Annotated in this window: 21 protein-coding genes; 6 read left to right on the forward strand and 15 right to left on the reverse strand. The window is 70.3% G+C overall.

Annotation, left to right across the window (positions count from 1 at the left end):
• Nucleotides 1–310 precede the first annotated feature (310 nt).
• On the forward strand, nucleotides 311–1,516 hold the full coding sequence (locus LRF89_RS03245; RefSeq protein ID WP_238636600.1) for a UbiH/UbiF/VisC/COQ6 family ubiquinone biosynthesis hydroxylase: 1,206 nt from the start codon (nucleotides 311–313) through the stop codon (nucleotides 1,514–1,516).
• Between the two features lie 15 nt (nucleotides 1,517–1,531).
• On the opposite strand, the gene aspS is transcribed toward LRF89_RS03245, so the two are convergent.
• The 5 genes from aspS to LRF89_RS03270 all read right to left on the reverse strand — a co-directional run bounded on the left by aspS (nucleotide 1,532) and on the right by LRF89_RS03270 (nucleotide 6,315).
• On the reverse strand, nucleotides 1,532–3,316 hold the full coding sequence (gene aspS, locus LRF89_RS03250) for an aspartate--tRNA ligase (protein WP_201173024.1): 1,785 nt from the start codon (nucleotides 3,314–3,316) through the stop codon (nucleotides 1,532–1,534).
• A gap of 95 nt (nucleotides 3,317–3,411) precedes the next feature.
• Nucleotides 3,412–3,693: a circadian clock KaiB family protein gene (locus tag LRF89_RS03255; protein ID WP_201173032.1), complete on the reverse strand. Its 282-nt coding sequence runs from the start codon at nucleotides 3,691–3,693 to the stop codon at nucleotides 3,412–3,414.
• Nucleotides 3,690–5,159: a circadian clock protein KaiC gene (gene kaiC, locus LRF89_RS03260; protein WP_201241700.1), complete on the reverse strand. Its 1,470-nt coding sequence runs from the start codon at nucleotides 5,157–5,159 to the stop codon at nucleotides 3,690–3,692. Before kaiC ends, LRF89_RS03255 begins: the two co-directional genes overlap by 4 nt.
• A 79-nt stretch (nucleotides 5,160–5,238) precedes the next feature.
• Nucleotides 5,239–5,595 carry an FmdB family zinc ribbon protein gene (locus LRF89_RS03265; protein ID WP_201173038.1) on the reverse strand — a complete coding sequence of 119 codons (357 nt, stop codon included), beginning with the start codon at nucleotides 5,593–5,595 and terminating at the stop codon, nucleotides 5,239–5,241.
• 84 nt (nucleotides 5,596–5,679) lie between these two features.
• The gene (locus LRF89_RS03270; protein WP_238636601.1) at nucleotides 5,680–6,315 is read right to left on the reverse strand and encodes a transglycosylase SLT domain-containing protein; all 636 of its coding nucleotides are present in this window, start codon (nucleotides 6,313–6,315) and stop codon (nucleotides 5,680–5,682) included.
• Between the two features lie 85 nt (nucleotides 6,316–6,400).
• Here LRF89_RS03270 and LRF89_RS03275 point away from each other — a divergent pair, with 85 nt between their 5' ends.
• Nucleotides 6,401–7,273 carry an SDR family NAD(P)-dependent oxidoreductase gene (locus LRF89_RS03275; protein WP_238636602.1) on the forward strand — a complete coding sequence of 291 codons (873 nt, stop codon included), beginning with the start codon at nucleotides 6,401–6,403 and terminating at the stop codon, nucleotides 7,271–7,273.
• A 6-nt stretch (nucleotides 7,274–7,279) separates the two neighbouring features.
• Here LRF89_RS03275 and clpB read toward each other — a convergent pair whose 3' ends face one another.
• From clpB to rluD, 4 genes are all read right to left on the reverse strand, one after another.
• Nucleotides 7,280–9,892 (reverse strand): ATP-dependent chaperone ClpB, encoded by a 2,613-nt coding sequence (clpB, locus tag LRF89_RS03280; RefSeq protein WP_238635117.1) that lies wholly within the window; start codon nucleotides 9,890–9,892, stop codon nucleotides 7,280–7,282.
• Between the two features lie 103 nt (nucleotides 9,893–9,995).
• Nucleotides 9,996–11,282 carry a diguanylate cyclase gene (locus LRF89_RS03285; RefSeq protein WP_201173061.1) on the reverse strand — a complete coding sequence of 429 codons (1,287 nt, stop codon included), beginning with the start codon at nucleotides 11,280–11,282 and terminating at the stop codon, nucleotides 9,996–9,998.
• Nucleotides 11,283–11,284: 2 nt separating this feature from the next.
• Entirely contained in the window at nucleotides 11,285–12,037 is a 753-nt protein-coding gene (gene pgeF / locus LRF89_RS03290; RefSeq protein ID WP_201241697.1) for a peptidoglycan editing factor PgeF, read from the reverse strand.
• Nucleotides 12,030–12,971, reverse strand: coding sequence for a 23S rRNA pseudouridine(1911/1915/1917) synthase RluD (gene rluD, locus LRF89_RS03295; protein WP_201173067.1), 942 nt, complete (start codon nucleotides 12,969–12,971; stop codon nucleotides 12,030–12,032). The genes pgeF and rluD overlap by 8 nt, the downstream gene beginning before the upstream one ends.
• A 69-nt stretch (nucleotides 12,972–13,040) precedes the next feature.
• Between rluD and LRF89_RS03300 the strand changes: the two genes are divergently transcribed.
• Nucleotides 13,041–13,802 (forward strand): outer membrane protein assembly factor BamD, encoded by a 762-nt coding sequence (locus LRF89_RS03300; protein ID WP_238636603.1) that lies wholly within the window; start codon nucleotides 13,041–13,043, stop codon nucleotides 13,800–13,802.
• A gap of 27 nt (nucleotides 13,803–13,829) precedes the next feature.
• On the opposite strand, the gene glnB is transcribed toward LRF89_RS03300, so the two are convergent.
• The 4 genes from glnB to sucC form a co-directional block, all read right to left on the reverse strand.
• The gene (gene glnB, locus LRF89_RS03305) at nucleotides 13,830–14,168 is read right to left on the reverse strand and encodes a nitrogen regulatory protein P-II (protein WP_201173081.1); all 339 of its coding nucleotides are present in this window, start codon (nucleotides 14,166–14,168) and stop codon (nucleotides 13,830–13,832) included.
• Between the two features lie 62 nt (nucleotides 14,169–14,230).
• Nucleotides 14,231–15,862, reverse strand: a complete 1,632-nt coding sequence (locus tag LRF89_RS03310) for an NAD+ synthase (RefSeq protein ID WP_238635118.1) — start codon at nucleotides 15,860–15,862, stop codon at nucleotides 14,231–14,233.
• An 8-nt stretch (nucleotides 15,863–15,870) separates the two neighbouring features.
• Nucleotides 15,871–16,743 carry a succinate--CoA ligase subunit alpha gene (gene sucD / locus LRF89_RS03315; protein ID WP_238635119.1) on the reverse strand — a complete coding sequence of 291 codons (873 nt, stop codon included), beginning with the start codon at nucleotides 16,741–16,743 and terminating at the stop codon, nucleotides 15,871–15,873.
• Nucleotides 16,744–16,769: 26 nt separating this feature from the next.
• Nucleotides 16,770–17,945 carry an ADP-forming succinate--CoA ligase subunit beta gene (sucC, locus tag LRF89_RS03320; protein WP_238636604.1) on the reverse strand — a complete coding sequence of 392 codons (1,176 nt, stop codon included), beginning with the start codon at nucleotides 17,943–17,945 and terminating at the stop codon, nucleotides 16,770–16,772.
• 158 nt (nucleotides 17,946–18,103) lie between these two features.
• Here sucC and LRF89_RS03325 point away from each other — a divergent pair, with 158 nt between their 5' ends.
• On the forward strand, nucleotides 18,104–18,388 hold the full coding sequence (locus LRF89_RS03325) for a PP0621 family protein (protein ID WP_201173091.1): 285 nt from the start codon (nucleotides 18,104–18,106) through the stop codon (nucleotides 18,386–18,388).
• A 71-nt stretch (nucleotides 18,389–18,459) separates the two neighbouring features.
• Here the strand turns inward: LRF89_RS03325 and LRF89_RS13465 are convergent, their stop codons facing one another.
• Complete coding sequence (locus tag LRF89_RS13465) at nucleotides 18,460–18,918, reverse strand: pilin (RefSeq protein ID WP_274519760.1); 459 nt, start codon at nucleotides 18,916–18,918, stop codon at nucleotides 18,460–18,462.
• Nucleotides 18,919–19,076: 158 nt separating this feature from the next.
• On the opposite strand from LRF89_RS13465, the gene LRF89_RS03340 reads away from it, so the two are divergent.
• Entirely contained in the window at nucleotides 19,077–19,697 is a 621-nt protein-coding gene (locus LRF89_RS03340) for an RNA ligase partner protein (RefSeq protein WP_201173096.1), read from the forward strand.
• Here LRF89_RS03340 and LRF89_RS03345 read toward each other — a convergent pair.
• Nucleotides 19,658–20,143, reverse strand: coding sequence for an REP-associated tyrosine transposase (locus LRF89_RS03345; RefSeq protein WP_201173099.1), 486 nt, complete (start codon nucleotides 20,141–20,143; stop codon nucleotides 19,658–19,660). The two genes, LRF89_RS03340 and LRF89_RS03345, sit on opposite strands and share 40 nt — an antisense overlap.
• A 153-nt stretch (nucleotides 20,144–20,296) precedes the next feature.
• On the opposite strand from LRF89_RS03345, the gene LRF89_RS03350 reads away from it, so the two are divergent.
• On the forward strand, nucleotides 20,297–22,705 hold the full coding sequence (locus LRF89_RS03350) for a Tex family protein (protein ID WP_238636605.1): 2,409 nt from the start codon (nucleotides 20,297–20,299) through the stop codon (nucleotides 22,703–22,705).
• Nucleotides 22,706–22,717: the final 12 nt, after the last annotated feature.

Genomic DNA, 22,717 nt, shown 5'->3' on the forward strand with positions numbered 1-22,717 from the left:
CTCCAGTGCAGGTTCCCTTGCTTGAGCAGGTTCCGTGCCAATGCGCTGCAGGCGGTGCCCGGCGGGCGCTCCGCGCCGCAATGCCCGGCCCTTGAGCTGGATTTGTAAGATTTCCAGACAGACGGCTGAGCCGCGGCCTGGCACGCCCCCCGCCGCCCGGCACGGATGAAGACGCGAGCGGCCATTCGTCGGTTTTTTTGACACCCGCTCGGGCAGCCCGCGGAATGCGGTCGCCGCGGCGGACCCGCCTGACAGCGTGCGCGCGCTGGGCTACATTGCAGGCTGGGAACCATGATGCGGGAGGTCGCAGGTGAACACGCCCCGGCTTTGCCACGATGTGGTGGTCGTCGGCGGTGGCATGGTGGGCGCCGCCGTGGCCGCCGACTTCGCCGGCCGCGGCTGGCGGGTGGGACTGATCGAGACCACCGGCCCCAAGCCCGTCGACGCCGGCACCCCCTACCGCCTCCGGGTCTCGGCACTGAACCTCGGCTCGGAGCTCTACCTCGATGAGCTCGGGGCCTGGCACGCAATCCGCACCACCCGCGCCTGCCCCTACCGGCGGCTGCAGGTCTGGGACGATGACAGCCCGGCCCGGCTGACCTTCACCGCCGGGGAGCTCGGCCCCGACACCGATCACCTCGGGCACATCGTGGAGAACGACCTGGTCCAGGACGCGCTCTGGTCGGTGCTCGAGCACGCCGGCACGGTCCACCGGTACTGCCCGAACGAGACCAGCCGCCTGGAGCCGGCCCCCTTCGGCGCCACGGTGCGCCTCGATGACGGCCGCCGGGTCCACGGCAACCTGGTCATCGCCGCCGACGGTGCGCAGTCACGGCTGCGCCAGTCGGCGGGGATCCCGGTGACGGTCCGCGACTATCGCCAGCACGCAGTCGTCGCCGAGGTGACCACCCGGCCGGGACAGCAGGACATCACCTGGCAGCGTTTCCTGCCCGAGGGACCGCAAGCCTTCCTGCCACTGCTCGGCTCGCGGGCTTCGCTGGTGTGGTACACCACCCCGGACCGGGCTCGGCAACTCGCCGAGCTGGCGCCGGAGCAGCTGGGCCAGAGCATCGAGGCGGCCTTCCCGGCCGAACTCGGCGGGATCGAGTCGGTGGTGCAGCGGGCCAACTTCCCGATCCGGGCGCAGCACGCCCACTGCTACCAGGCGCCGGGCCTGGTCCTGATCGGGGATGCCGCGCACACCATCCACCCGCTGGCCGGCCAGGGCGTCAACCTGGGGCTGCGGGACGCCCGGGCATTGGCCCGCCACGTGTCGGCAGCGGTCGAGGCGGGCTACGCACCGGACGACCCGCGGGTGCTCAGCGCCTACGCCCGCGAGCGACGCCAGGACAACCAACTGATGCAGTCGGCGATGACGGCCATCCACGGGCTCTTCGGCGCCCCGTGCCGGCGCCTGGCCTCTCTGCGCCGCTTTGGGCTGCGCCTGGCCGACCACGCCGGGCCGGCCAAGCGCCTCGCCCTGCGCTACGCCAGCCACGGCCGGTGGGCCGGCTGACGCGGCGCCGGGCGGCTACTCGGAGCCGCTGACCCGCCGCAGGCGGATGCCCAGCTCGCGCAGCTGCGCCTCGCCCACCTCGGCCGGCGCCTCGGTGAGCATGCAGGTGGCGGTCTGGGTCTTGGGGAAGGCCATGACCTCACGGATCGAGTCCGCCCCGGCCATGAGCATGACCAGACGGTCCATGCCGAAAGCGATCCCGCCGTGGGGCGGGCAGCCGTACTGCAGGGCGTCGAGCAGGAAGCCGAACTTGGAACGGGCCTCTTCCTCGCCGATACCCAGAAGCCCAAAGACCGCTTGCTGCATCTGCGGGTCGTGGATACGGATCGAGCCGCCGCCGAGCTCGACGCCGTTGAGCACGCAGTCGTAGGCCCGCGAGACCAGCGCCTCGGCGTCCTGTTGCTGCAGCTCGGCCGGGTCCTGGACACACGGTGCGGTGAACGGGTGGTGCAGGGAGTAGAGACGCCCGTCTTTCTCGTCGTACTCGAACATCGGGAAATCGACCACCCACAGCGGGCGCCAGGCGTCCTCGACCAGTTCCATGTCGTGGCCGATACGCACCCGCAGCGCGCCGAGGGCGTCGTTGACGACGCTGGCCCGGTCGGCGCCGAAGAAGACCACATCGCCCGCCTGGGCGCCGGTGCGCTCGAGGATACCCTGTACGGCGTCCTCGGTGAGGAACTTGACGATGGGCGACTGCAGCCCCTCCACGCCCTGGCCCGGGTCGTTGACCTTGATGTAGGCCAGCCCCTTGGCGCCGTAACGGCCGACGAACTCGGTGTAGTCGTCGATCTGCTTGCGGGTCAGCGCCCCCCCGCCGGGTACGCGCAGGGCCGCCACGCGGCCGCGCGGATCCTGCGCCGGCGCCGAGAAGACCTTGAAGTCCACGTCGCGGACCAGGTCGGCCACCTCGATCAGTTCGAGCGGGATGCGCAGATCCGGCTTGTCGGAACCGAAGCGGTCCATGGCCTCGGCATAGCGCATGCGCGGGAAGGGATCGGGCAGCTCGACGCCGAGGACCTGGCGGAAGAGCTGGCGCAGCATCCGCTCGGTGACCCCCATGACGGCCTCTTCGTCGACGAAGGCGGCCTCCATGTCGAGCTGGGTGAACTCCGGCTGGCGGTCGGCGCGCAGGTCCTCGTCACGGAAGCAGCGCACGATCTGGTAATAGCGGTCGAAGCCGGCCATCATCAGCAGCTGCTTGAACAGCTGCGGCGACTGCGGCAGCGCGAAGAAGCGGCCGGTGTGGGTGCGGCTGGGCACCAAGTAGTCGCGCGCGCCCTCGGGGGTGGCCCGCGTCAGCATCGGCGTCTCGATGTCGAGAAAGCCCTCGTCCTCCAGGTGGCGACGGATCACCGAACTCACCCGGGCGCGCAGCTGCAGTCGCTGCTGCATCTCGGGACGGCGCAGATCCACGTAGCGGTGGCGCAGGCGCACGTCCTCGCCCACCTGCTCGTGCTCGTCGAGCTGGAACGGCGGGGTCTTGGCGGTGTTGAGCACCTCCACCGCCTGGCCCAGGACCTCGACCCGGCCGGAGTGCAGGTCCGGGTTCTCGGTGCCCTCCGGGCGGTGCCGGACGCGGCCGGTGATGCGCAGGACGTACTCGTTGCGAGCGCGGTCGGCGGCAGCGAACGCCGCCTCGGTGTCGGGATCGACCACCACCTGCACCAGGCCGGCCCGATCGCGCAGATCGATGAAGATGATGCCGCCGTGGTCCCGCCGCCGGTGCACCCAGCCGCAGAGCGTGACTTCAGTGTCCAGGTGGGTTTCGCAGATCTCGCCGCAGTAGTGACTACGCATGGTTTTTTCCGGATTGGTGGTCGGGCCAAAGGGGGGCAATGGTAAGCACGCCCCCCGGGGGGTGCAAGCAAACGGGTCGCAACGCGGCGGGACGCTCAGCCCTCCTTGAGGTCGAGCCCGATGAGCACCTTTTCTCGTTCGGAGAGGTCACCGACCACCCGGCGCACGGGGGGCGGCAGCTTCTTGATGACCACCGGAGTGGCCAGGATGCGCTCGTCCTCGGCCAGCTGGGGGCGCTCGAGGATATCGATCACTTCCAGGTCACAGGAGGCGTCGTCGCCGTAGGCCTCCCGGATGATGCGTTCAAGGTTGCGGATGGCTCGTTCCGCCGCCGGCGTCCGCCCGGCGATGTAGAGCCGCAGGACCAGCTCGCTCACGACGCTCCCCCCGTCTCGGCACCATTGGCCACGTGCACGCCGTCTCCGGACAGGTAGTACTCCAGAACCCGGTCCGAGGTCGGCAGACCGCGCGCCTTAACGACATTCAGCAGCCTGCACAACCTGCCGTCACGCTCGTCGCGGCGCAATTTGATCCAGACGTCGATAATGGAGGAGACATCCATGTTGCTGACACCATCACTGTAGTCGGGCAGCAGTTCCGTAGCCAGGACGGTCACGCCCTCGCGCTTGAGCATGTAGAACAGGCGCAGCAGCATCTCCTTGCCCTGGCGGTCGTCGTGGGGATCGCCCAGCGCGCTGGCCGGGTCGAGGACCACCACGCCCGGGGTCTGCCCCTGCACTGAGCGCATCACCCGCAGCAGGTGTTCCTCCCAGCCCAGTTCCACCGCCAGCAGCGGCTCCAGCACCAGCCGGCCGCTATCGATGCACGACGCCAGATCCAGGCCCACACTGCGCTGATTGCGCAGCAGCTCCTCGGTGGCCTCCTCGAAGCTGAGGTAGAGCACGGAGTCGCCGGCCCGGCACGCGGCGGCGGCGAAGGCTGCGGCGAAGCTCGTCTTGCCGGTGCCCGACTGCCCCGAGACCATCACCGCCGAGCCGCGGTACGGGCCGCCGCCCCCGAGCATGGCGTCGAGGCCCTCGACGCCAGTGGTGTGCCGCTCCGAGGAGGGCCGGGCCTCGAGCCGCGTACCGGTGATCGGGGACAGGAACACCCCTTCGTGATCGAGGAGGAAGGGGAACTCGTTGGTGCCGTGTCCGCCACCGCGGCGCTTGAGGATGCGCAGCAGGCGGGTCATGCGCCGGTAGCGCACCTCCTGGCGCAGGAGGATGACGCAGTCGGCAATGTAATCCTCCAGCCCGAAGCGCTCGCTGAAGCCGGAGTGTTCGCCGGAGGTGATCAGGGTGGTGGCGTCGCGCTCGCGGATCCAGTCGAACACCCGGGTCAATTCCGCGCGCAGGCTGTTGCCCGGGGCGAAGCTCTCGTCCATGCCGTCGATGGCGTCCACCACCAGCCGCCGTGCGCCGAGGGCGTCCAGGGCGTAGCCGATGCGCGCGAGCAGCGCCGTCAGCTCGACCTCACCGCCGGAGACCAGCTCGGAGCGATCGGGGCGCATGTCGAGGATGCGCCCCCGCCCCGCCGCCAGGTGCTCGTCCAGCGGGAAGCCGAGCGCGTGGGCGTGGCGCGTAAGGGCTTCCGGCGACTCGTCGAAGGTGGCCAGCACCGATGGCTCGCCCTGCTCCAGCCCGTGGCAGAAGAAGGTCAGCGCAATCGCCGTCTTGCCGGCCCCCGGGCCGCCGCGCAGCAACGTCGGCTGCCCCTCGGGTAGCCCGCCGTCGAGGATGAAGTCCAGACCCTGAATGCCAGTGGCCGCGGTCTGCGCCCCGCGCCGGGCGGCGCTGCTGCGCCGGGCGCGTTCGCTCGCGGAGGTGCTGCCTTGTGCCATGCCTTGCTCCGAGGTGGGCTGCCCGTCTGGCAGCGTGCCAAAAAGCGCCGACGGGGTCCAAGGCCGGCGCCGCGGCGTTTCAGCTGGAAGCAGAACCGGAGGAGCCAGCCGCCGCAGCCCCCGACTGCCCACCGCCACTGCCTGCGGAGGTGCCCGCCGATGACGCCGACTTGTCGCCGCTCTTGTCACTGCTCTTGTCGCTCCCGCCCTTGTCGGCGCCATTGCCGCCCCCCTCGGCGACGTTCTTGCGTTGGCCCGACTTGAAGTCGGTCTCGTACCAACCGCCGCCTTTCAGGCGGAACGCCGCCGCCGAGACCAGCCGCTTGAGCGACGCCTGGCCGCACTCGGGACAGTCGGTCAGCGGGCCGTCCGATACGGACTGGATGGCCTCGAGACGGTGGCCGCAGCCACAGCACTCATACTCGTAAATCGGCATCGATCCTCTCCCTCTTGGTCAACCACCCAAGCCGTGACGGCTTTTGAATGGGGACTGCCACGGCTGAAAACAAGGCCCGCCCGCTCAGCGGCAGAAGGGCCAGAACTGATACCACCGCCAGCACTGCAGCTCGTCCTCGCACTCGGCCAGCTGCTGCTCGTAGCGCCGGGCCCGGGACTCAACATTGCGGGCGACGCGCTGCAGGGTCGGCTTCTGGCGGTACGTGCCCCGCCGGTACCCGCCGTGCCCCTCGTGATAGGCCAGATACAACCGCCTCGGGTCGTCCAGATCGACCCCGACCCGCTCCCGGGTGCGCTGGTTGTACCAGCCGATGAAATCCAGCGCGTCGCGCATCCGGGTCCGGTGGGCGTCCCAGTGAGCGGCATCCTCCCGATATTCGCCCCAGACCGGATCCTGCGCCTGTGCGTAGCCGTAGGCGGAACTCGGCCGGCGCCAGGGGATGATCCCGAGCAGCCGGCGCCGCGGCGGGCGGGCGTCGGCGATGAACGACGACTCCTGATGGACGAAGGCCATCTGGATGGGGATCGGCGTCCCCCAGCGCTCCTCGGAGCGCCGGGCGTGATCATACCACTCGGGGTTCTCCTCGAAGATGACGCAAATGTCGTCGATGTCCGATGGCTGCGGGCGATGGGCGCATCCGACCAGCACCACCAGCAGCACCGCAACCCCAAGGATCCACAGGATTCGCCCTGGCGTCATGCCCGCCTCACGCGACCGGTGCTCAAAGAGGCGACAGGATACCCGATGTGGAGATCGGCGGGCGCAGGCTTTAGCCTGTCGGGCCATGAACGACGACCACACCGATCACCGCCCCGCGCTGCTGATCACCGGCTGTTCCAGCGGCATCGGCGAGACCGCTGCAGCGCACATGGCCCGGCGCGGCTGGCGGGTCTTCCCCAGCGCCCGCCGCAGCGAGGACGTGGCCCGCCTGCGCGAGGCCGGCTGGGAGGACGCCCTGGTGCTGGACCTGGCCGACAGCGCCTCCATCGAGGGCGCGGTGGAGCAGGTCGCCGAGCGCACCGGCGGGTGCATCGACGCCCTGTTCAATAACGGGGCCTATGGTCAGCCCGGCGCGGTGGAAGATCTCTCCCGGGCGACGCTGCGCGAGCAGCTAGAGACCAACCTGCTCGGCACCCACGAACTGACCACGCGGGTGCTGCCGTACATGCGCCGCCAGGGCCACGGGCGCATCGTGCAAAACAGCTCGGTACTCGGTTTCATCGCCCTGCCCTACCGCGGCGCCTACGTCTGCTCCAAGTTCGCCCTCGAGGGGCTCACCGACGCCCTGCGCCAAGAACTGCGCGGCAGCGGCATCCACGTGAGCCTGATCCAGCCCGGGCCCATCGCCAGCCGTTTTCGCGACAACGCCCACCGCGCCTTCCAGGCCCGGATCGATCCACAGAACAGCGCCCACGCTGCCACCTATCGTGCGGTGGAGCAGCGCCTGGCCGGCGCCGGGGCCTCGACGCCCTTCACGCTCGAAGCCGAGGCGGTGGCCACCAAGCTGGTCCACGCCCTGGAGCACCCGCGCCCGAAGGCCCGCTACCACGTCACCGTTCCCACCCACCTCTTCGCCGCCCTCAAGCGCCTGCTGCCCACGCGCTGGCTGGACCGGCTCCTGCTGGCGGCCACGGCCTCGGAGCGCCGCATCCGCTAGCCCGGCTCAGACCACCTCGCCCTCGACCACCGGCTCGCCGCGCTCGAAGCGGAACGCGCCGTCTTGCACATCGACCCGGATGCGATCGCCCTGCCCGAAGTTGCCCTCGAGCATCTCCCGGGCCAGCGGGTTCTCGACCTCGTGCTGCAGGACCCGCTTGAGCGGGCGGGCGCCGTAGACCGGGTCGAAGCCCGCTTCGCCGATGCGGTCCAGGGCCGCTTCGCTGAGTTCGAGCGCCATGTCTCGCTCGGCCAGCCGCTCGCTGAGGTAGCGGACCTGGATGCTGGTGATGGCGCGGATCTGCTCCCGCGACAGCGGCCGGAAGACCACCACCTCGTCGATACGGTTGATGAACTCGGGACGGAAGTGGGTCCCGACGATGTCCATCACCGAGCTCTTCATCCGCTGGTAGTCCTCTTCCTCCTCCCCGGCCATGCTCTGGATGATCTCCGAGCCGAGGTTCGAGGTCATCACGATGACCGTGTTGCGGAAATCCACGGTGCGGCCGTGGCTGTCGGTCAACCGACCGTCATCGAGGACCTGCAGCAGGACGTTGAAGACGTCACCGTGGGCCTTCTCGACCTCGTCGAGGAGGATCACCGAGTACGGCTTGCGACGCACGTGCTCGGTGAGATAACCGCCCTCTTCGTAGCCGACGTACCCCGGCGGCGCACCGATCAGCCGCGCCACGGAGTGCTTCTCCATGAACTCGGACATGTCGATGCGCAGCATGGCCTCTTCCGTGTCGAACAGGAACTCGGCGAGCGCCTTGCACAGCTCGGTCTTGCCCACGCCGGTGGGGCCCAGGAAGAGGAACGAGCCATTGGGGCGGTTCGGGTCCGACAGCCCGGCCCGGGAGCGGCGGATGGCGTTGGCCACCGCGGCGATGGCCTCATCCTGGCCGACCACCCGCTCGTGCAGGGCCTGCTCCATGCGCAGGAGCTTGTCCCGCTCGCCCTCGAGCATCTTCGAGACCGGGATGCCGGTCCACTTGGAGACCACCTCGGCGACCTCCTCGTCGCTGACCCGGTTGCGCAGCAGCTTCATGTCGTACATGTCCGCCTGCGAGGCCATGTCCAGCTGGCGCTCCAGCTCGGGGATGCGGCCGTACTGCAGCTCGGACATGCGCTGCAGGTCGCCGGCGCGACGGGCGGTCTCCACCTCCTGGCGGGCGCGCTCAAGCTCCTCCTTGATCGACTGCGTGCCCTCGACCGCGGCCTTCTCGGAGTTCCAGATCTCCTCGAGGTTCCCGTACTCCTGCTCCAGCTCGTTGATCTCGTCCTCGAGGGTCGCCAGGCGCTTTCTGGAGGCGTCGTCCTCCTCGTTGCGCAGCGCCTCGCGCTCGATCTTGAGCTGGATCAGCCGGCGCTCGAGGCGATCCATCGACTCCGGCTTGGAGTCGATCTCCATGCGGATCCGCGACGCCGCCTCATCGACCAGGTCGATGGCCTTGTCCGGCAGGTTGCGATCCGTGATGTAGCGGTGCGAGAGCGTCGCCGCCGAGACGATGGCCGGGTCCGTGATCTCGACACCGTGGTGGACCTCGTAGCGCTCCTTGAGCCCGCGCAGGATGGCCACCGTGTCCTCGACGCTCGGCTCATCCACCTGGACCGTCTGGAAGCGGCGCTCCAGGGCGGCGTCCTTCTCGATGTTCTCGCGGTATTCGTTGAGGGTGGTGGCACCGATGCAGTGCAGCTCGCCCCGGGCGAGCGCCGGCTTGAGCATATTGCCGGCGTCCATGGCGCCTTCGGCCTTGCCGGCGCCGACGATGGTGTGGAGCTCGTCGATGAACAGGATGATCTGCCCCTCCTGCTGACCGAGCTCCTTGAGCAGCGCCTTGAGCCGCTCCTCGAAGTCGCCGCGGTACTTGGCCCCGGCGAGCAGTGCACCGAGGTCGAGCGATAGGACCCGCTTGTTCTTGAGCCCCTCGGGCACCTCGGCGTTGACGATGCGCTGGGCCAAGCCCTCGACGATGGCGGTCTTGCCGGTGCCCGGCTCACCGATGAGCACCGGGTTGTTCTTGGTCCGGCGCTGGAGGACCTGCACCGTGCGCCGGATCTCGTCGTCGCGGCCGATGACCGGGTCGAGCTTGCCCTGCTCGGCGCGCTCGGTCAGGTCGATGGTGTACTTCTCCAGCGCCTGGCGCTGGTCCTCGGCGTTGGGATCATCCACCGCCTGGCCGCCGCGCACCTGCTCGATGGCCTGCTCAAGGGGCTCCCGCGCGGCACCGGCCTGCTCGAGGATCTTCGCCAGCCGGCTCTTGCCATCCTCGAGCACGGCGAGCACGAAGAGCTCGCTGGAGAGGTACTGGTCCTTGCGCTTCTGTGCGAGCTTGTCGGTGAGATTGAGCAGCCGCCCCAGCTCGTTGGACAGGTGCACCTCGCCGCCGGTGCCGGAGACCTGCGGCATCTGCTCGAGGGCCTCGCCGAGTTGCGAGCGCAGCTTGTTCAGGTTGACGCCGGCCTGCTGGAGCAGCGGACGCACGCCGCCGCCCTCCTGATCGAGCATGGCCAGCATCAGATGGACCGGTTCGATGAACTGGTGGTCGCGACCCACCGCCAGGCTCTGCGCCTCGGCGATGGCCATCTGGAATTTGGTGGTCAGCTTGTCCATCCGCATGTCTCTACCCCCTTGGCCGCATCACGGGCCGACAATCCGCTCCACCGCGCCGCGGCGGTGGCTGGTTTCTTGTCAGGATAGATGGGGCAGCGGCGACGGGTTTTCAATCCGGCGCGGGCAGGCCGGCGACACGGTTGCGGCCCTGGCGCTTGGCCTCGTAGAGGGCCAGATCGGCGGATTTCAGGACCTCCTCGACGGAGCCGCCGTCGAGCACGGCCACGCCGACGCTGGCGCTGAGGGCCACGGTCTCGCCCTCGTAGACCAGCTCCAGGGTCTCGATGCCATTGCGGATACGCTCGGCCAGGGTCCAGGCACCGGGACCATCGATCCCCACGGTGACAATGAAGAACTCCTCGCCGCCGGAGCGGATGAGCACGTCGGCGCGGCGGACGGTCTCGCGCAGCTGCGCAGCCACCCGCTGGAGCACCGTATCGCCGCCGAAGTGGCCGAGGCGGTCGTTGATCGCCTTGAAGTGATCCAGATCGACCACCAGCGCCGCCAGCGGCTGCCGCGTCCGCCGCGCTGTCTCGCCGAGCTGATCGGCGATCTCGTCGAGGTAGAGCCGATTGTGCAACCCGGTCAGCGGGTCGCGCCGGGCCCCTTCGCGGGCCTCGCGCAGCAGCTCCATCAGGTCCACGTTCTGGTTGACGCGGACGCTGAGCTCCTCCTCCAGGAAGGGGCGGGTCAGGAAGTCGTCGGCCCCGGCCTTGAGCAGCCGCGCGGAGAGCAGCCCCGAGCCGTGACTGGAGACACCGATGATCCCCAGCCGCGGGGCCGCGTGCCGGCGGCGCAGCTCGCGGATCAGGGTGATGCCGTCCATGCCCGGCATGTTCTGGTCGCAGAGCACCAGGCGGATGGTGGCGTCCTCATCCGAGGTGATCCGTTCCAGCGCCTCTTGGCCATTGCCGGACTGGTAGCAGCGGAACCCCCAGCGGCTGAGCAGGTGCACCAGGTACTCGCGGGCCGAGCGGGAGTCGTCGACCACCAGCACGCCGATGGACCGGTTGCGGTGGATGCGCTGCAGGGTACGCAGCACCGAGTCCACCGCGTCCGGGGCATCCTTGAGGATGTAGTCGCACACCCCGGCCCCCACCAGCTGATCGCGCAGGTCGTCCTCGATGGTGGCGGTCAGAACCACGGAGGGGATGTCGCGCTCCACCAGGTCCCCGACCACCTCGCCGCGCGGAGCATCCGGCAGGTCGAGATCGAGCACGGCGGCGACGATCCGTTCACCGTCATGCTCCAGCAGCTGCCGCGCGGCGGCGCGGCTGCCGGCGACCAGCGCCTTCAGCCCCAGGGCGTCCTCGATGCGCCCGGCCAACCAGCCGGCCACGGAGCGACTGTCCTCCACCACCAGGATGCGGCCGGCGGCGTACTGCTCCTCGGACATGCTCACGGCTCCTCTCGGTAGATCAGGCTTGCCATCCGGCCGGTGGATCCGTCCCGGCGATGGGAGAAAAAACGCGCCCGATCCGTGTGCGTGCACCAGCCGCCACCGTGGACCGATGTCACCCCGGCCTGCCGCAGGCGACTCCGAGCCAGGCTGTAGAGGTCAGCGTACCAGCGATCACCGGCCGCGGGGGTGAGCCCCTCGGCCGCAGCGGGATCCCGTGCGCGCAGCGCCTCGGCCACCTCCGGCCCTACCTCGAAGGCGTCGGGCCCGATGGCCGGCCCCAGCCAGGCGTGGAGTTCGCCGGCCGGCACCGGCAGCGCCGCCACCACGGCCTCGAGGATGCCCGCGGCGAGGCCCCGCCAGCCGGCGTGGGCGGCGGCCACCGCCCGCCCGTCCCCGGCGGCGAGGAGCACCGGCAGGCAGTCGGCGGTGAGCACGGCGCAAACCACGCCGGCGCGATCGGTCCAGGCCGCGTCGGCACGTGCGCCGGGGGCGACCCGGTGCGCGGCGACCACCTCGGTGCCGTGGACCTGCTCCAGCCACACGGGCTCGGCGGGCAGACCGGCGCGGGTGCGCAGCAGATGCCGATTGGCGGCCACGGCGGACGGGTCATCCCCGGTATGCTCGGCCAGATTGAGGCTGTCGCGCGGCGCGGCGCTGCAGCCGCCGCAGCGCAGCGTGCTCAGGGCCCGCACACCCTCCGGCGCCGGCCACCGGGGCGTGAAGAACAGGCCACCGTCCACCTCATCCATGGCGCAGGGCCTCCAGCAGGTGGTGCCAGTCCTCCGGCGGCGGCGCCTCCCAGTGCATGGTCTCGCCGGTGCGCGGGTGCTCGAGGCGCAGATGGCGGGCGTGCAGGGCCTGGCGGCGGAAGCCGTCGAGGACGGCGCGCAGGGTGTCGCTCGCGCCCCGCGGGTAAACCGGCCGACGGCCGTAGACGGGATCACCCACCAGCGGCAGCCGGACGTGCGCCAGGTGCACGCGGATCTGGTGGGTGCGGCCGGTCTCCAGTTCCACGTCGAGCAGGGTGTGGGCGCTGAAGCGCTCCGCGACCCGGTAATGGGTCACCGCCGGGCGACCGGTGGCCACCACGGCCATGCGTTTGCGGTCCCGGGGGTGGCGGGCGATGGGGGCGTCCACCCGCCCGCCGGCGGTGGGGCGGCCGACCACCACGGCCTGGTAGCCGCGCCCCACCGTGCGCGCCTGCAGCTGCGCGACCAGGGCATGGTGGGCGGCGTAGGTCCGCGCCACCACGAGCAGCCCCGAGGTCTCCTTGTCCAGCCGGTGCACGATGCCGGCCCGTGGCAGGGCTTCGAGCCCCGGATCGTGGTGGAGCAGCGCGTTGACCAGGGTGCCGCCCGGATTGCCGGCCCCCGGATGAACCACCAGCCCCGCCGGCTTGTCCACGACCAGCAGATCCCCGTCCTCGTAGAGCAGCCGCAGCGGGATGGGCTCCGGGGCCAGCGGGGTCTCCGGCTCGGGCTCGGCATCGACGTGGATTCGCTCGCCGGCGTAAACCGGATCGCGGGGACGGCGCACGGCGCCGTCGACGGTGATCCAGCCGGCCTTCACCCACTGCTGCAGGCGGCTGCGTGAATAATCGGGAAACAGGGCCGCCAGGGCCCGATCCAGACGCTGCCCGGCCAGTTCCTCGGGGACGTCGGCTTGGTGACGAGGTCGTTCCATACGTATAGTACGAGCCTTTGCTATCGCTACAATGACGGGCCTGCATCAGGCCGCGGAGTCACGGAAATCATGCACCGCATCCAGCGCTGGGCCACGATCGCCCTGGTGGCACTCTTTCTGGCCGGCTGTGCCGGCACCGACCCCGACGGGGCCGCCGAGCGCAGCGTCGAGGAACTCTACGCCGACGCCCGCAGCAGCCTGAGTTCCGGGAACTACTCACAGGCCGTGGAGCGCTTCGAGAACCTGGTGGCGCGCTACCCCTTCGGCGATCACGCGGTTCAGTCCCAGCTGATGATCATCTACGCCCACTACCTGGCTGGCCAGCACGAGTCGGCCATCGCCGCCGCGGAACGCTTCCAGCGCATGCATCCGCGCAATGAGCACGTCGCCTATGCACTTTACATGAGCGGCGTGGCACGGCAGGCCCAGGGGCCCGGCGGCCTCGGCGATCTGTTCAATGTCGACCCGAACTTGCGCGATCCCGAGCCCAAGCGCCGCGCCTTCGCCGACTTCCGCGACCTGACCGAGCAGTACCCGGACAGCGAGTATATCGACGACGCCACCGAGCGCATGGAGCAGATCCGCACGGCGCTGGCCGAGCATGAACTCCACGTCGGGCGGTTCTACCTGGAGCGGGGCGCCTACATCGCCACCGCCAACCGGGCGCGGACGATCATCGCCCGCTACCCCGGCACGCCGGCCGTGGGCGAGGCCATGGGGATGCTCGCCGAGGCCTACCGCAACCTTGGCCTCGACCCCCTGGACGAGGACGTGGAGCGGGAACGGCGCGAGCGCCACGAGGTTCCCGCCCCGGAGTTCGGCGGGCGGTAGGCCGCACAGCGGCCCCCGCCCGGGGAACTAGATGGCGTTCTCGTCCTCTTCGCCGGTGCGGATGCGGATGACCCGCTCGACGTTGGTGACGAAGATCTTGCCATCACCGATCTTGCCGGTCTGGGCCGCCTGGGTAATAGCCTCGACGCAGCGGTCGACATCGGCATCCGCCACGACGACCTCGAGACGCATCTTGGGCAGGAAGTCGACCACGTACTCGGCGCCCCGATACAGCTCGGTGTGCCCCTTCTGACGGCCGAACCCCTTGACCTCGGTGACGGTCATGCCCGTGATCCCGATGTCCGAGAGGGCCTCCCGGACGTCGTCGAGCTTGAAGGGTTTGATGATCGCCTCGACTTTCTTCATGGGAGCAGCTCCTTGGGGTGGGGCACGGTTCGGTTTGATTTTCCAGATTCAGGACTCAGTTATCAGGATAGCGTGGGCCAGTCCCCACAGCCCTGACAACCGGACCAGCCCGAGGTAATCGGGTAACGCCGGTCACGCCCGAAGGCGCGCCGGGTCACCTTCACCCCGGGGGCCGCCTGGCGGCGCTTGTACTCGTTGCGGTAGAGCAGCCGGATGACCCGGCAGAGTTCCGCCTCGTCCAGCCCATCGACACGGATCTCGTGCTCGGCGGCGTCGGCCTCCAGGTACTGGCGCAACACGGCATCGAGGACCGGATACGGCGGCAGGCTGTCACTGTCACGCTGATCGGCGCGCAGCTCGGCGGTGGGCTCGCGCTCGATGATGGCCTGCGGCACGGCGGGCCCGAGGCTGTTGCGGTAGGCGGCCAGGCGGTAGACATCGGTCTTGTAGACGTCCTTGAGCGGGGCAAAACCGCCGCACATGTCGCCGTACAGGGTCGCATACCCCACGGCCAGCTCACTCTTGTTACCGGCTGCCAGCAGCATGAGCCCGAGCTTGTTGGACAGCGCCATCAGGCAGTTGCCGCGGATCCGCGCCTGGATGTTCTCCTCGGTGGCGTCCGCCGGGCGCCCGGCGAAGGCCGGCGCCAGGGCCTGCTCGTATTCGGCGAAGAGCGACTCGATGGGGATGCTCCGGTAGTCCAGTCCGAGCGTCTGCGCTGCCGCGCGAGCGTCTTCCAGGCTGCGCTCGGCGGTGTAGCGGGTGGGCATCATCACCGCCAGCACCTGCTCCCCGCCCAAGGCGTCGGCGGCCACCGCAGCCACCAGGGCCGAGTCGATCCCGCCGGAGAGCCCGAGCACCACGCCGGAGAAGCCGTTGCCACGGACATAGTCGGCGGTGGCCCGGACCAGCGCCTGGTAGATCGCCGGCGGCCCGGTGGTGCGCTCGGCGCATTCGCCGCGCAGCGCCCCGCCCTGCCAGTCGAGGGGGTGGAGCCCGTCGGCAAACGCCGGCGCCCGGGCAGTGACCGCACCGGTATCGTCCAGTGCGAAGGAGCTGCCATCGTAGACGACCTCGTCGTGGCCACCGACCAGGTTGGCGTAGAGCAGCGGGATCCCGGTCTCCGCCACGCGGCAGGCCGCCACCTCCTCGCGCTCGGCCTGCTTGCCGTCGTGGAACGGCGAGGCGTTGATGCTGATCAGCAGCTCGGCGCCGGCGCCGGCGGCCTCGGCGGCCGGTGTGGCCGCCCAGATGTCCTCACAGATGGTGACCCCGATGCGCCGGCCGGCGACCTCGACCAGGCAAGGGGCGTTTCCGGCGCGGAAGTGGCGGTTGTCGTCGAAGACGCTGTAGCTCGGCAGGCAGCGTTTGTAGGCCACTTCGGCCTCGGCGCCGTCGGCGAGGACCACGGCGGCGTTGCGCACCACACCGTGGCGGTGGAGCGGCGTCCCCACCACCGCGGTGATCCCGGTGCACGCCGCAGCGATCCGGCCGAGCGCCCGCTCGACGGCGGCATGGAAGTCGCTGCGCAGCAGCAGGTCGTCGGGCGGGTAGCCGGTCACCGCCAGCTCGGGGAAGACCACCAGATCGGCGCCGAACTCATCCCGCGCCCGGCTGATGGCGTCGATGATGCGCGCGGCATTGGCGTCGATGGCGCCGACGGGGAAGGCCAGCTGGGCGGTGACGATACGCACGGTGCGCCTCAGCCTGCCGTCAGCTGCCGAATGCGTTCGCCGATCTCCGTCGGCGAGCGCACCGTGGCCACGCCGGCGGCCTCGAGGGCCGCGAACTTGTCATTCGCCGTCCCCTTGCCGCCGGAGATGATCGCCCCGGCGTGACCCATGCGCTTACCCGGCGGCGCAGTCACCCCGGCGATGTAGGCGACCACTGGCTTGCTCATGTGGTCACGAATGAACGTCGCCGCCTCCTCCTCGGCGCTGCCGCCGATCTCGCCGACCATGACCACGCCGTCGGTGGCCGGGTCAGCCTCGAACTGCGCCAGGCAGTCGACGAAAGACCACCCCTGGATCGGGTCGCCGCCGATACCGACACAGGTCGACTGCCCCTGCCCGGTGTCCGAGGTCTGCTTGACCGCCTCGTAGGTCAGGGTCCCGGAGCGGGAGACGATGCCGATTCGCCCGGGCAGGTGGATGTGCCCGGGCATGATGCCGATCTTGCACTGGTCCGGGGTGATGATCCCGGGACAGTTGGGCCCGATCAGGGCCACGTCCTCGCCCCGCAGGGCCTCCTTGACGTGCAGCATGTCGAGCACCGGGATGCCCTCGGTGATGCAGGCGATCACCCGGATGCCGGCGTCGGCGGCCTCAAGGATGGCATCGGCGGCGAAGGGCGCCGGGACGTAGATGACCGAGGCGTCGGCGCCGGTCTCGGCCACCGCCTCGCGGACCGTATCGAACAGCGGGCGGTCCAGGTGTGTGCCGCCGCCGCGCCCCGGGGTCACGCCGCCGACCACCTGGGTGCCGTAGGCGATGGCCTGCTCGGCGTGGAAGGTCCCCTGCTTGCCGGTGAACCCCTGGACGAGCACCCGGGTGCTCTGATCGACGAGAATGCTCATGTTCTGCTCCTCTCTTGACCTGGGGATCAGGCCGCGTCACCGGCGATGTCGACGATCTTGGTGGCGGCGTCTGCCAGGTCGTCGGCGGGGATGAGGTCGAGCCCGCTGTCGGCGAGGATCTGCTTGCCCTGCTCGACGTTGGTGCCCTCGAGCCGGACGACCACTGGGACGTCGACCCCGACGTCGTGGACGGCGGCCACGATGCCCTCGGCGATCATGTCGCAACGCACGATCCCGCCGAAGATGTTCACCAGGATCCCCTCCACCGAGGGGCTGGAGAGGATGATCTTGAAGGCCTCGGCCACCCGATCGGCGTTGGTGCCACCGCCGACGTCGAGGAAGTTGGCCGGCGAGCCGCCGTGGAGCTTGATCACGTCCATGGTGGCCATGGCCAGGCCCGCGCCGTTAACCATGCAGCCGATGTTGCCGTCCAGGGTGATGTAGTTGAGGCTGTGCTCGGCGGCCCGGACCTCGGTCTCGTCCTCTTGGGTCAGATCGCGCATGTCCTGAATCTGCGACTGCCGGCCGATCTCCACGGCATTGTCGTCGACGGTCACCTTGGCATCCAGGGCTAGCAGCCGCCCCTCGCCGGTGACGATCAGCGGGTTGATCTCGACCAGCGACAGGTCCCGCTCCAGGAACAGACGGTAGACCCCCTGCATCATCCGCGTCAGCTCCCCCACCTGCGCCTTGTCCAGGCCGAGGGCGAAACCCAGCTGCCGGCACTGGTACGGCTGCAGCCCGGCGGCCGGGTGGACCCGCACGGTGTGGATGCGCTCGGGCTCGCTGGCCGCCACCTCCTCGATGTCCATGCCGCCGGCGGCCGAGGCCATGAAGACCACGCGCTGGCTGGACCGATCGATCAGGGCGCCGAGGTAGAGCTCACGGGCGATCTCCAGCCCCTCCTCGACCAGCAGGGCGTGGATCGGCTGACCGCGATCGTCGGTCTGGTGGGTCACCAGGCGCTCGCCGAGCAGTGAGTCCGCGTAGCGCTCGATCTCGTCGGTCTTCCGGAGCACCCGGACCCCTCCGGCCTTGCCCCGTCCGCCGGCGTGGACCTGGGCCTTGACCACCCAGGCCGAGCCACCGAGGCGCTCGGCGGCGGCGCGGGCCTCGGCGCTGGAGCGCGCCACATACCCGCGGGGGATGGCGATCCCCGCCTCGGTGAAGAGGTGCTTGGCCTGGAACTCGTGCAGATTCATTGAACAGCTCCTCCCATGGGGTCGCGGTCGCCGGGCGGTCGATTATAGTGGTTCAGCGACCCGCGCTTTTCAAAACCGTCCGGCCGTGCCAACTTGGTTGGCCGCGCGCCCGGGCCTCTGCGCCCGAGGGCTCAAGGTAATCACGGAAAAGCACGTGCATGCTAGGCCAGATCCTTCTTGTCATCCTGCTCATCCTCGCCTGGATCGGTGCGCGCAGCCTGCTTCAGAAACGCCTGCGCGATGATGGCGAGGGACAGCGCAACCAGGGCGGCGGCGACGGCGGGCGCACCGAGGAGATGGTGCGCTGCGCCCGATGCGGCGTCTTCCTGCCGCGCTCGACCGCCTATCCCCGCGACGGCGCCTACTACTGCTCGCCGGAGCACCGTCGGCTGGGACGGGATGACCACCCGTCGGCCGGTTCCGGCCGCGACCGGCGGGGGTAGCGCGACGGGCAGGCCGGGGCGGCCTGATCCCCCGGCCCGGCCGGCGAAGGCCGGGCCGGCTCGGGCGGCCCTCACTCGGCACACAGGCCGGTGGCGATCTCCGCCAGGCCGCCTGGATCGCAATCCCACCCCCAGGCGCCCTCATCGTCCTCCTGGCCAGTGAAGGTCACCGACTCGCCGGCCAGCTCGGTGTTGACCCCCTCGTCGGCGAACTGCATGGACACATCCACCGTGTCCCCGCCGGCGGAGACGTCGATGGCATCGACGTAGTCGCCACCATCGGCCCCCACCAGCTCCTCGATGCGTCCGGCGTCCAGCCCGTCGGGGCCCCGCAGATGGACCTCGGAGTCCACCGCCGTACGCACACCGGAGAAGAGGGTCAGGGCCTCGGCGAACTGGGTGCGGGCGATGTAGTTCTGGTACTGCGGGACCGCGATGGCGGCCAGCATGGCGATGATCGCCACCACGATCATCAGCTCGATGAGGGTGAAGGCGGCGCAGAGCCGGCGCCGCTGGATACGCGATTGCATGGCTCACCTCCCTGTGAGTCCGGAAAAAGTGCGTTTGAACGGATCAGTCCGTGCCGCCGGCGGTCAGGCGGCGGATCACGCAGCCCGGGGCCGATGGCCAGGACGCCGCGCAGGTTGTAACGTGCCGGGTGAAACCTCGCCACGACGGGCCCGGAACCATGCGCCGATTCGTGCTCGATACCAGCGTCTTCACTAACCCCGACGTCTACCTGCGCTTCGATGAGGAGCCGATGCAGGCCATCTCGGTCTTCCTCGGGCTCGCCCGGCGCGCCGACGCCGAGTTCTACATGCCGGGGCCGGTCTATCAGGAGCTGTGCAACCTGCGCTCGATGGACATGATCGGCGCCGAGTTCGAGACCGAGGTGCACATCCGCTCGCCCCGGCGTTTCTCGATGACCATCCCCTCGGAAGTGCTCTACGAGTTCATCGAGGAGGTGCGCACGCGCATCCAGCGGGGCCTGCGCATCGCCGAGGAGCACGCCCGGCAGGCCGGCCAAGCGGAATCGCTGCCGCCGGAGCTGATCACCCAGCTGCGCGAGCGCTACCGCGAGGCTATGCGCCGCGGGATCCTCGACTCGCGGGAGGACATCGACGTGGTGCTGCTCGCCTACGAGCTGGACGCCACCCTGGTCTCCGCCGACGAGGGGATGCGCAAGTTCGCCGAGCGGATCGGCATCAAGCTGGTCAATCCGCGCTACCTGCGCGGGGTGATGCAGAACCTCGCCGGCGAGGAGCCCAGTCACACCGCCCCCGACGGCCCCGACCAACCGACCGGGTAAAGCCCGGCGGCCTGGCAGCGGCGAAAGGAGCTATAGCGCCACCCCTCGGGGCGGCCGGCCAGCCCGCGGCGCACCGGCTCCCAGTGGATCTCGTCGAGGGCCTCGCGCCACCGGTCCGGCTCCACCTCCCACCAGTGCACACCGGGCTGCCAAAGCCGCCCGCGGGGCAGCCCCGGCCAGTTGCGCAGGTGGCGGGTGCAGTGGGCCTTGGCCGCCTGCCAGCGGGGCCGCGGGTCCGGGTCATCCCGGGGCAGGCGCCACAGGCCGTGGACGGCGTCGGGCAGGACGACGGCGGCGTCCCAGGTCAGCGGACGGCGCCGGGCCACCTGGCGGAAGGCGGTGCGCAGCCGCTGTACGGCCTCGGGCCGGGCCAGCCACGGGTGGTTGCCGTGCGTGGTCAGGCAGAAGCGGACGCACCGCTCCTGCCGGCTCACCTCCTGGTGCATGCGCGCTCCTCCCTGAACGCGTCGCGCGCCCCTTATCGTGCCAGCACGCCAACGGCTGTCAATCGGCCGGGGCACAGCGGCGCGCGTCGCTGGCAGCCGGCGGCGGCTCGGTTATCATGGCGCCTTTTCCACGGCACCGAGGTTTCACGAGAGATGGTCAGTGAGTCGATCCCGCAGCGCATCGCCCAGGAGCTGGGCGTGGGCAACCGGCAAGTCGAGGCCGCCATCGAGCTGCTCGACGGGGGCGCCACCGTCCCCTTCATTGCCCGCTACCGCAAAGAGGTCACCGGCGGCCTCGACGACAGCCAGCTGCGTTCGCTCGAGGAGCGGCTGACCTACCTGCGGGAGCTCGACGAGCGCAAGGAGACGGTGCTCAAGGCCATCGACGAGCAGGGCAAGCTCACCGACGAGCTGGCCGAGGCGATCCGCGCCGCCGAGACGAAGACCCGCGTCGAGGACCTCTACCGCCCCTACCAGAAGAAGCGCCGCACCAAGGCGCAGATCGCCCGCGAGGCCGGGCTGGAGCCGCTAGCCGACAGCCTTCTGGCCGATCCGTCCCTCGTCCCCGAGGAGGCGGCGGCCCCCTACGTCACCGGCCCCGCCGAGGAGGAGCAGGAGACCCCGGCCGTGGCCGATGTCGACGCTGCCCTCGACGGCGCCCGGCAGATCCTCATGGAGCGCTTCGCCGAGGACGCCGATCTGCTCGAGGAGCTGCGCGACTACGGCTGGCGCAAGGGCTACCTGGTCAGCCGCGTGGCCGCGGGCAAGGAGAAGGACGGCGCCCGCTTCCGGGACTACTTCGAGCACGCCGAACCGCTGCGCAAGATCCCCTCCCACCGCGCCCTGGCCATGCTGCGCGGGCAGAGTGAGGAGATCCTGCGGCTGGAGATCGCCTGGTCCGACGCCGAGGCGCGGGGCGAGAGCGACGAGCCGAGCGTCGGCGAGGCCGCCATCGCCCGGCGTTTCGGCATCGCCGACCGGGGTCGGCCGGCCGACGCCTGGCTGGCGCGCACCGTGCGCCTGGCCTGGCGGGCGAAGCTCTCCACCCACCTGGACCTGGCGCTCAAGCGCCAGCTGCGCGAGCAGTCCGAGGAGGAGGCGATCCGCGTCTTCGGCGCCAACTTGGAGGACCTGCTGCTGGCCGCACCGGCGGGCCCGCGCCCGACCATCGGCCTCGACCCGGGACTGCGCACCGGGGTCAAGGTAGCGGTCATCGACGCCACCGGCGCCGTGGTCGAAACCGCCACCATCCACCCCTTCACCAGCCGCAACAAGGACCCCGAGGGCTCGCTGAAGACCCTGGCCGAACTCGCCCGCAAGCACCAGGTGGGGCTGGTGGCCATCGGCAACGGCACCGCCTCCCGCGAGACCGACGCCCTGGTCGGCGAGCTGATCAAGCGCCACCCGGAGCTGGGCCTGCACAAGGTGGTGGTCTCCGAGGCCGGCGCCTCGGTCTACTCCGCCTCGGAGAACGCCTCGCGGGAACTGCCGGATCTGGACGTCTCGCTGCGCGGCGCGGTCTCCATCGCCCGGCGCCTGCAGGACCCCCTGGCCGAGCTGGTGAAGATCGAGCCCAAGTCCATCGGCGTCGGCCAGTACCAGCACGACGTCAACCAGAGCCACCTCGGGCGCAAGCTCGATGCGGTGGTCGAGGACTGCGTCAACGCCGTCGGCGTGGACGCCAATACCGCCTCCATCCCCCTGCTCGCCCGAGTCTCCGGCCTGGGTCCGGGCCTGGCCGAGAAGATCGTCCAGCACCGCTTCGACAACGGCCGCTTCCGCACCCGCAAGGACCTGCAGGAGGTGCCCCGGCTCGGTCCGAAGGCTTTCGAGCAGGCCGCCGGCTTCCTGCGCATCCCCCAGGGGGACAACCCGCTGGACGCCTCCGCCGTCCACCCCGAGGCCTACCCGGTGGTGGAGCGGATCTGCGCGGAGACGGGCCGCAGCGTGGGCGAGCTGATCGGCGATGAGGGTTTTCTCGCCACCCTGGATGCGAAGGCGTACACCGATGAGCGCTTCGGCGAGCCGACGGTCCGCGACATCCTCGGCGAGCTGGCCAAGCCGGGCCGCGACCCGCGCCCGGAGTTCCGCACCGCGGCGTTCCGCGAGGGGGTGGAGAAGATCGACGACCTGGAGCCGGGGATGGTGCTCGAGGGCACGGTGACCAACGTCGCCAACTTCGGCGCCTTCGTCGACATCGGCGTCCACCAGGACGGGCTGGTGCACATCTCCGCCCTCGCCCACGAGTTCGTCCGCGACCCGCGCGACAAGGTCCGCACCGGCGACGTCGTTCAGGTGAAGGTCATGGAGGTGGACCTGGAGCGCCAGCGCATCGGCCTGTCCATGCGCCTCGACGACGACCCCAACGCCGAGCGGGCCGACGGCGGGCGTAAGGGCGCCGCAAGCAAAGGCACCGGCGGCGGCAAGGGCACCTCGGGCGGCAAGAGCAAGGGCGCCGGCCAGGGCGCCGGGCGTGGCGCGAAGAAGGGCCGCAAGACCGAGAAGCCCGAGCCAGCCGCCAACACCGCGCTGGCCGAGGCCTTCCGCAAGGCGCGTTCCTGAACCCTCCGAGGC

Source organism: Halorhodospira sp. 9621, from assembly GCF_022228055.1.
Lineage (GTDB): Bacteria > Pseudomonadota > Gammaproteobacteria > Nitrococcales > Halorhodospiraceae > Halorhodospira > Halorhodospira halophila_A.

Excerpts from the sequence above, each read along its gene's own strand:
- aspS (WP_201173024.1), bottom strand. The coding sequence starts at position 3,316 with ATGCGTAGTCACTACTGCGGCGAGATCTGCGAAACCCACCTGGACACT.
- kaiC (WP_201241700.1), bottom strand. The coding sequence starts at position 5,159 with ATGGCACAAGGCAGCACCTCCGCGAGCGAACGCGCCCGGCGCAGCAGC.
- LRF89_RS03265 (WP_201173038.1), bottom strand. The coding sequence starts at position 5,595 with ATGCCGATTTACGAGTATGAGTGCTGTGGCTGCGGCCACCGTCTCGAG.
- LRF89_RS03270 (WP_238636601.1), bottom strand. The coding sequence starts at position 6,315 with ATGACGCCAGGGCGAATCCTGTGGATCCTTGGGGTTGCGGTGCTGCTG.
- LRF89_RS03275 (WP_238636602.1), top strand. The coding sequence starts at position 6,401 with ATGAACGACGACCACACCGATCACCGCCCCGCGCTGCTGATCACCGGC.
- clpB (WP_238635117.1), bottom strand. The coding sequence starts at position 9,892 with ATGCGGATGGACAAGCTGACCACCAAATTCCAGATGGCCATCGCCGAG.
- LRF89_RS03285 (WP_201173061.1), bottom strand. The coding sequence starts at position 11,282 with ATGTCCGAGGAGCAGTACGCCGCCGGCCGCATCCTGGTGGTGGAGGAC.
- pgeF (WP_201241697.1), bottom strand. The coding sequence starts at position 12,037 with ATGGATGAGGTGGACGGTGGCCTGTTCTTCACGCCCCGGTGGCCGGCG.
- rluD (WP_201173067.1), bottom strand. The coding sequence starts at position 12,971 with ATGGAACGACCTCGTCACCAAGCCGACGTCCCCGAGGAACTGGCCGGG.
- LRF89_RS03300 (WP_238636603.1), top strand. The coding sequence starts at position 13,041 with ATGCACCGCATCCAGCGCTGGGCCACGATCGCCCTGGTGGCACTCTTT.
- glnB (WP_201173081.1), bottom strand. The coding sequence starts at position 14,168 with ATGAAGAAAGTCGAGGCGATCATCAAACCCTTCAAGCTCGACGACGTC.
- sucD (WP_238635119.1), bottom strand. The coding sequence starts at position 16,743 with ATGAGCATTCTCGTCGATCAGAGCACCCGGGTGCTCGTCCAGGGGTTC.
- sucC (WP_238636604.1), bottom strand. The coding sequence starts at position 17,945 with ATGAATCTGCACGAGTTCCAGGCCAAGCACCTCTTCACCGAGGCGGGG.
- LRF89_RS03325 (WP_201173091.1), top strand. The coding sequence starts at position 18,104 with ATGCTAGGCCAGATCCTTCTTGTCATCCTGCTCATCCTCGCCTGGATC.
- LRF89_RS13465 (WP_274519760.1), bottom strand. The coding sequence starts at position 18,918 with ATGCAATCGCGTATCCAGCGGCGCCGGCTCTGCGCCGCCTTCACCCTC.
- LRF89_RS03340 (WP_201173096.1), top strand. The coding sequence starts at position 19,077 with ATGCGCCGATTCGTGCTCGATACCAGCGTCTTCACTAACCCCGACGTC.
- LRF89_RS03345 (WP_201173099.1), bottom strand. The coding sequence starts at position 20,143 with ATGCACCAGGAGGTGAGCCGGCAGGAGCGGTGCGTCCGCTTCTGCCTG.
- LRF89_RS03350 (WP_238636605.1), top strand. The coding sequence starts at position 20,297 with ATGGTCAGTGAGTCGATCCCGCAGCGCATCGCCCAGGAGCTGGGCGTG.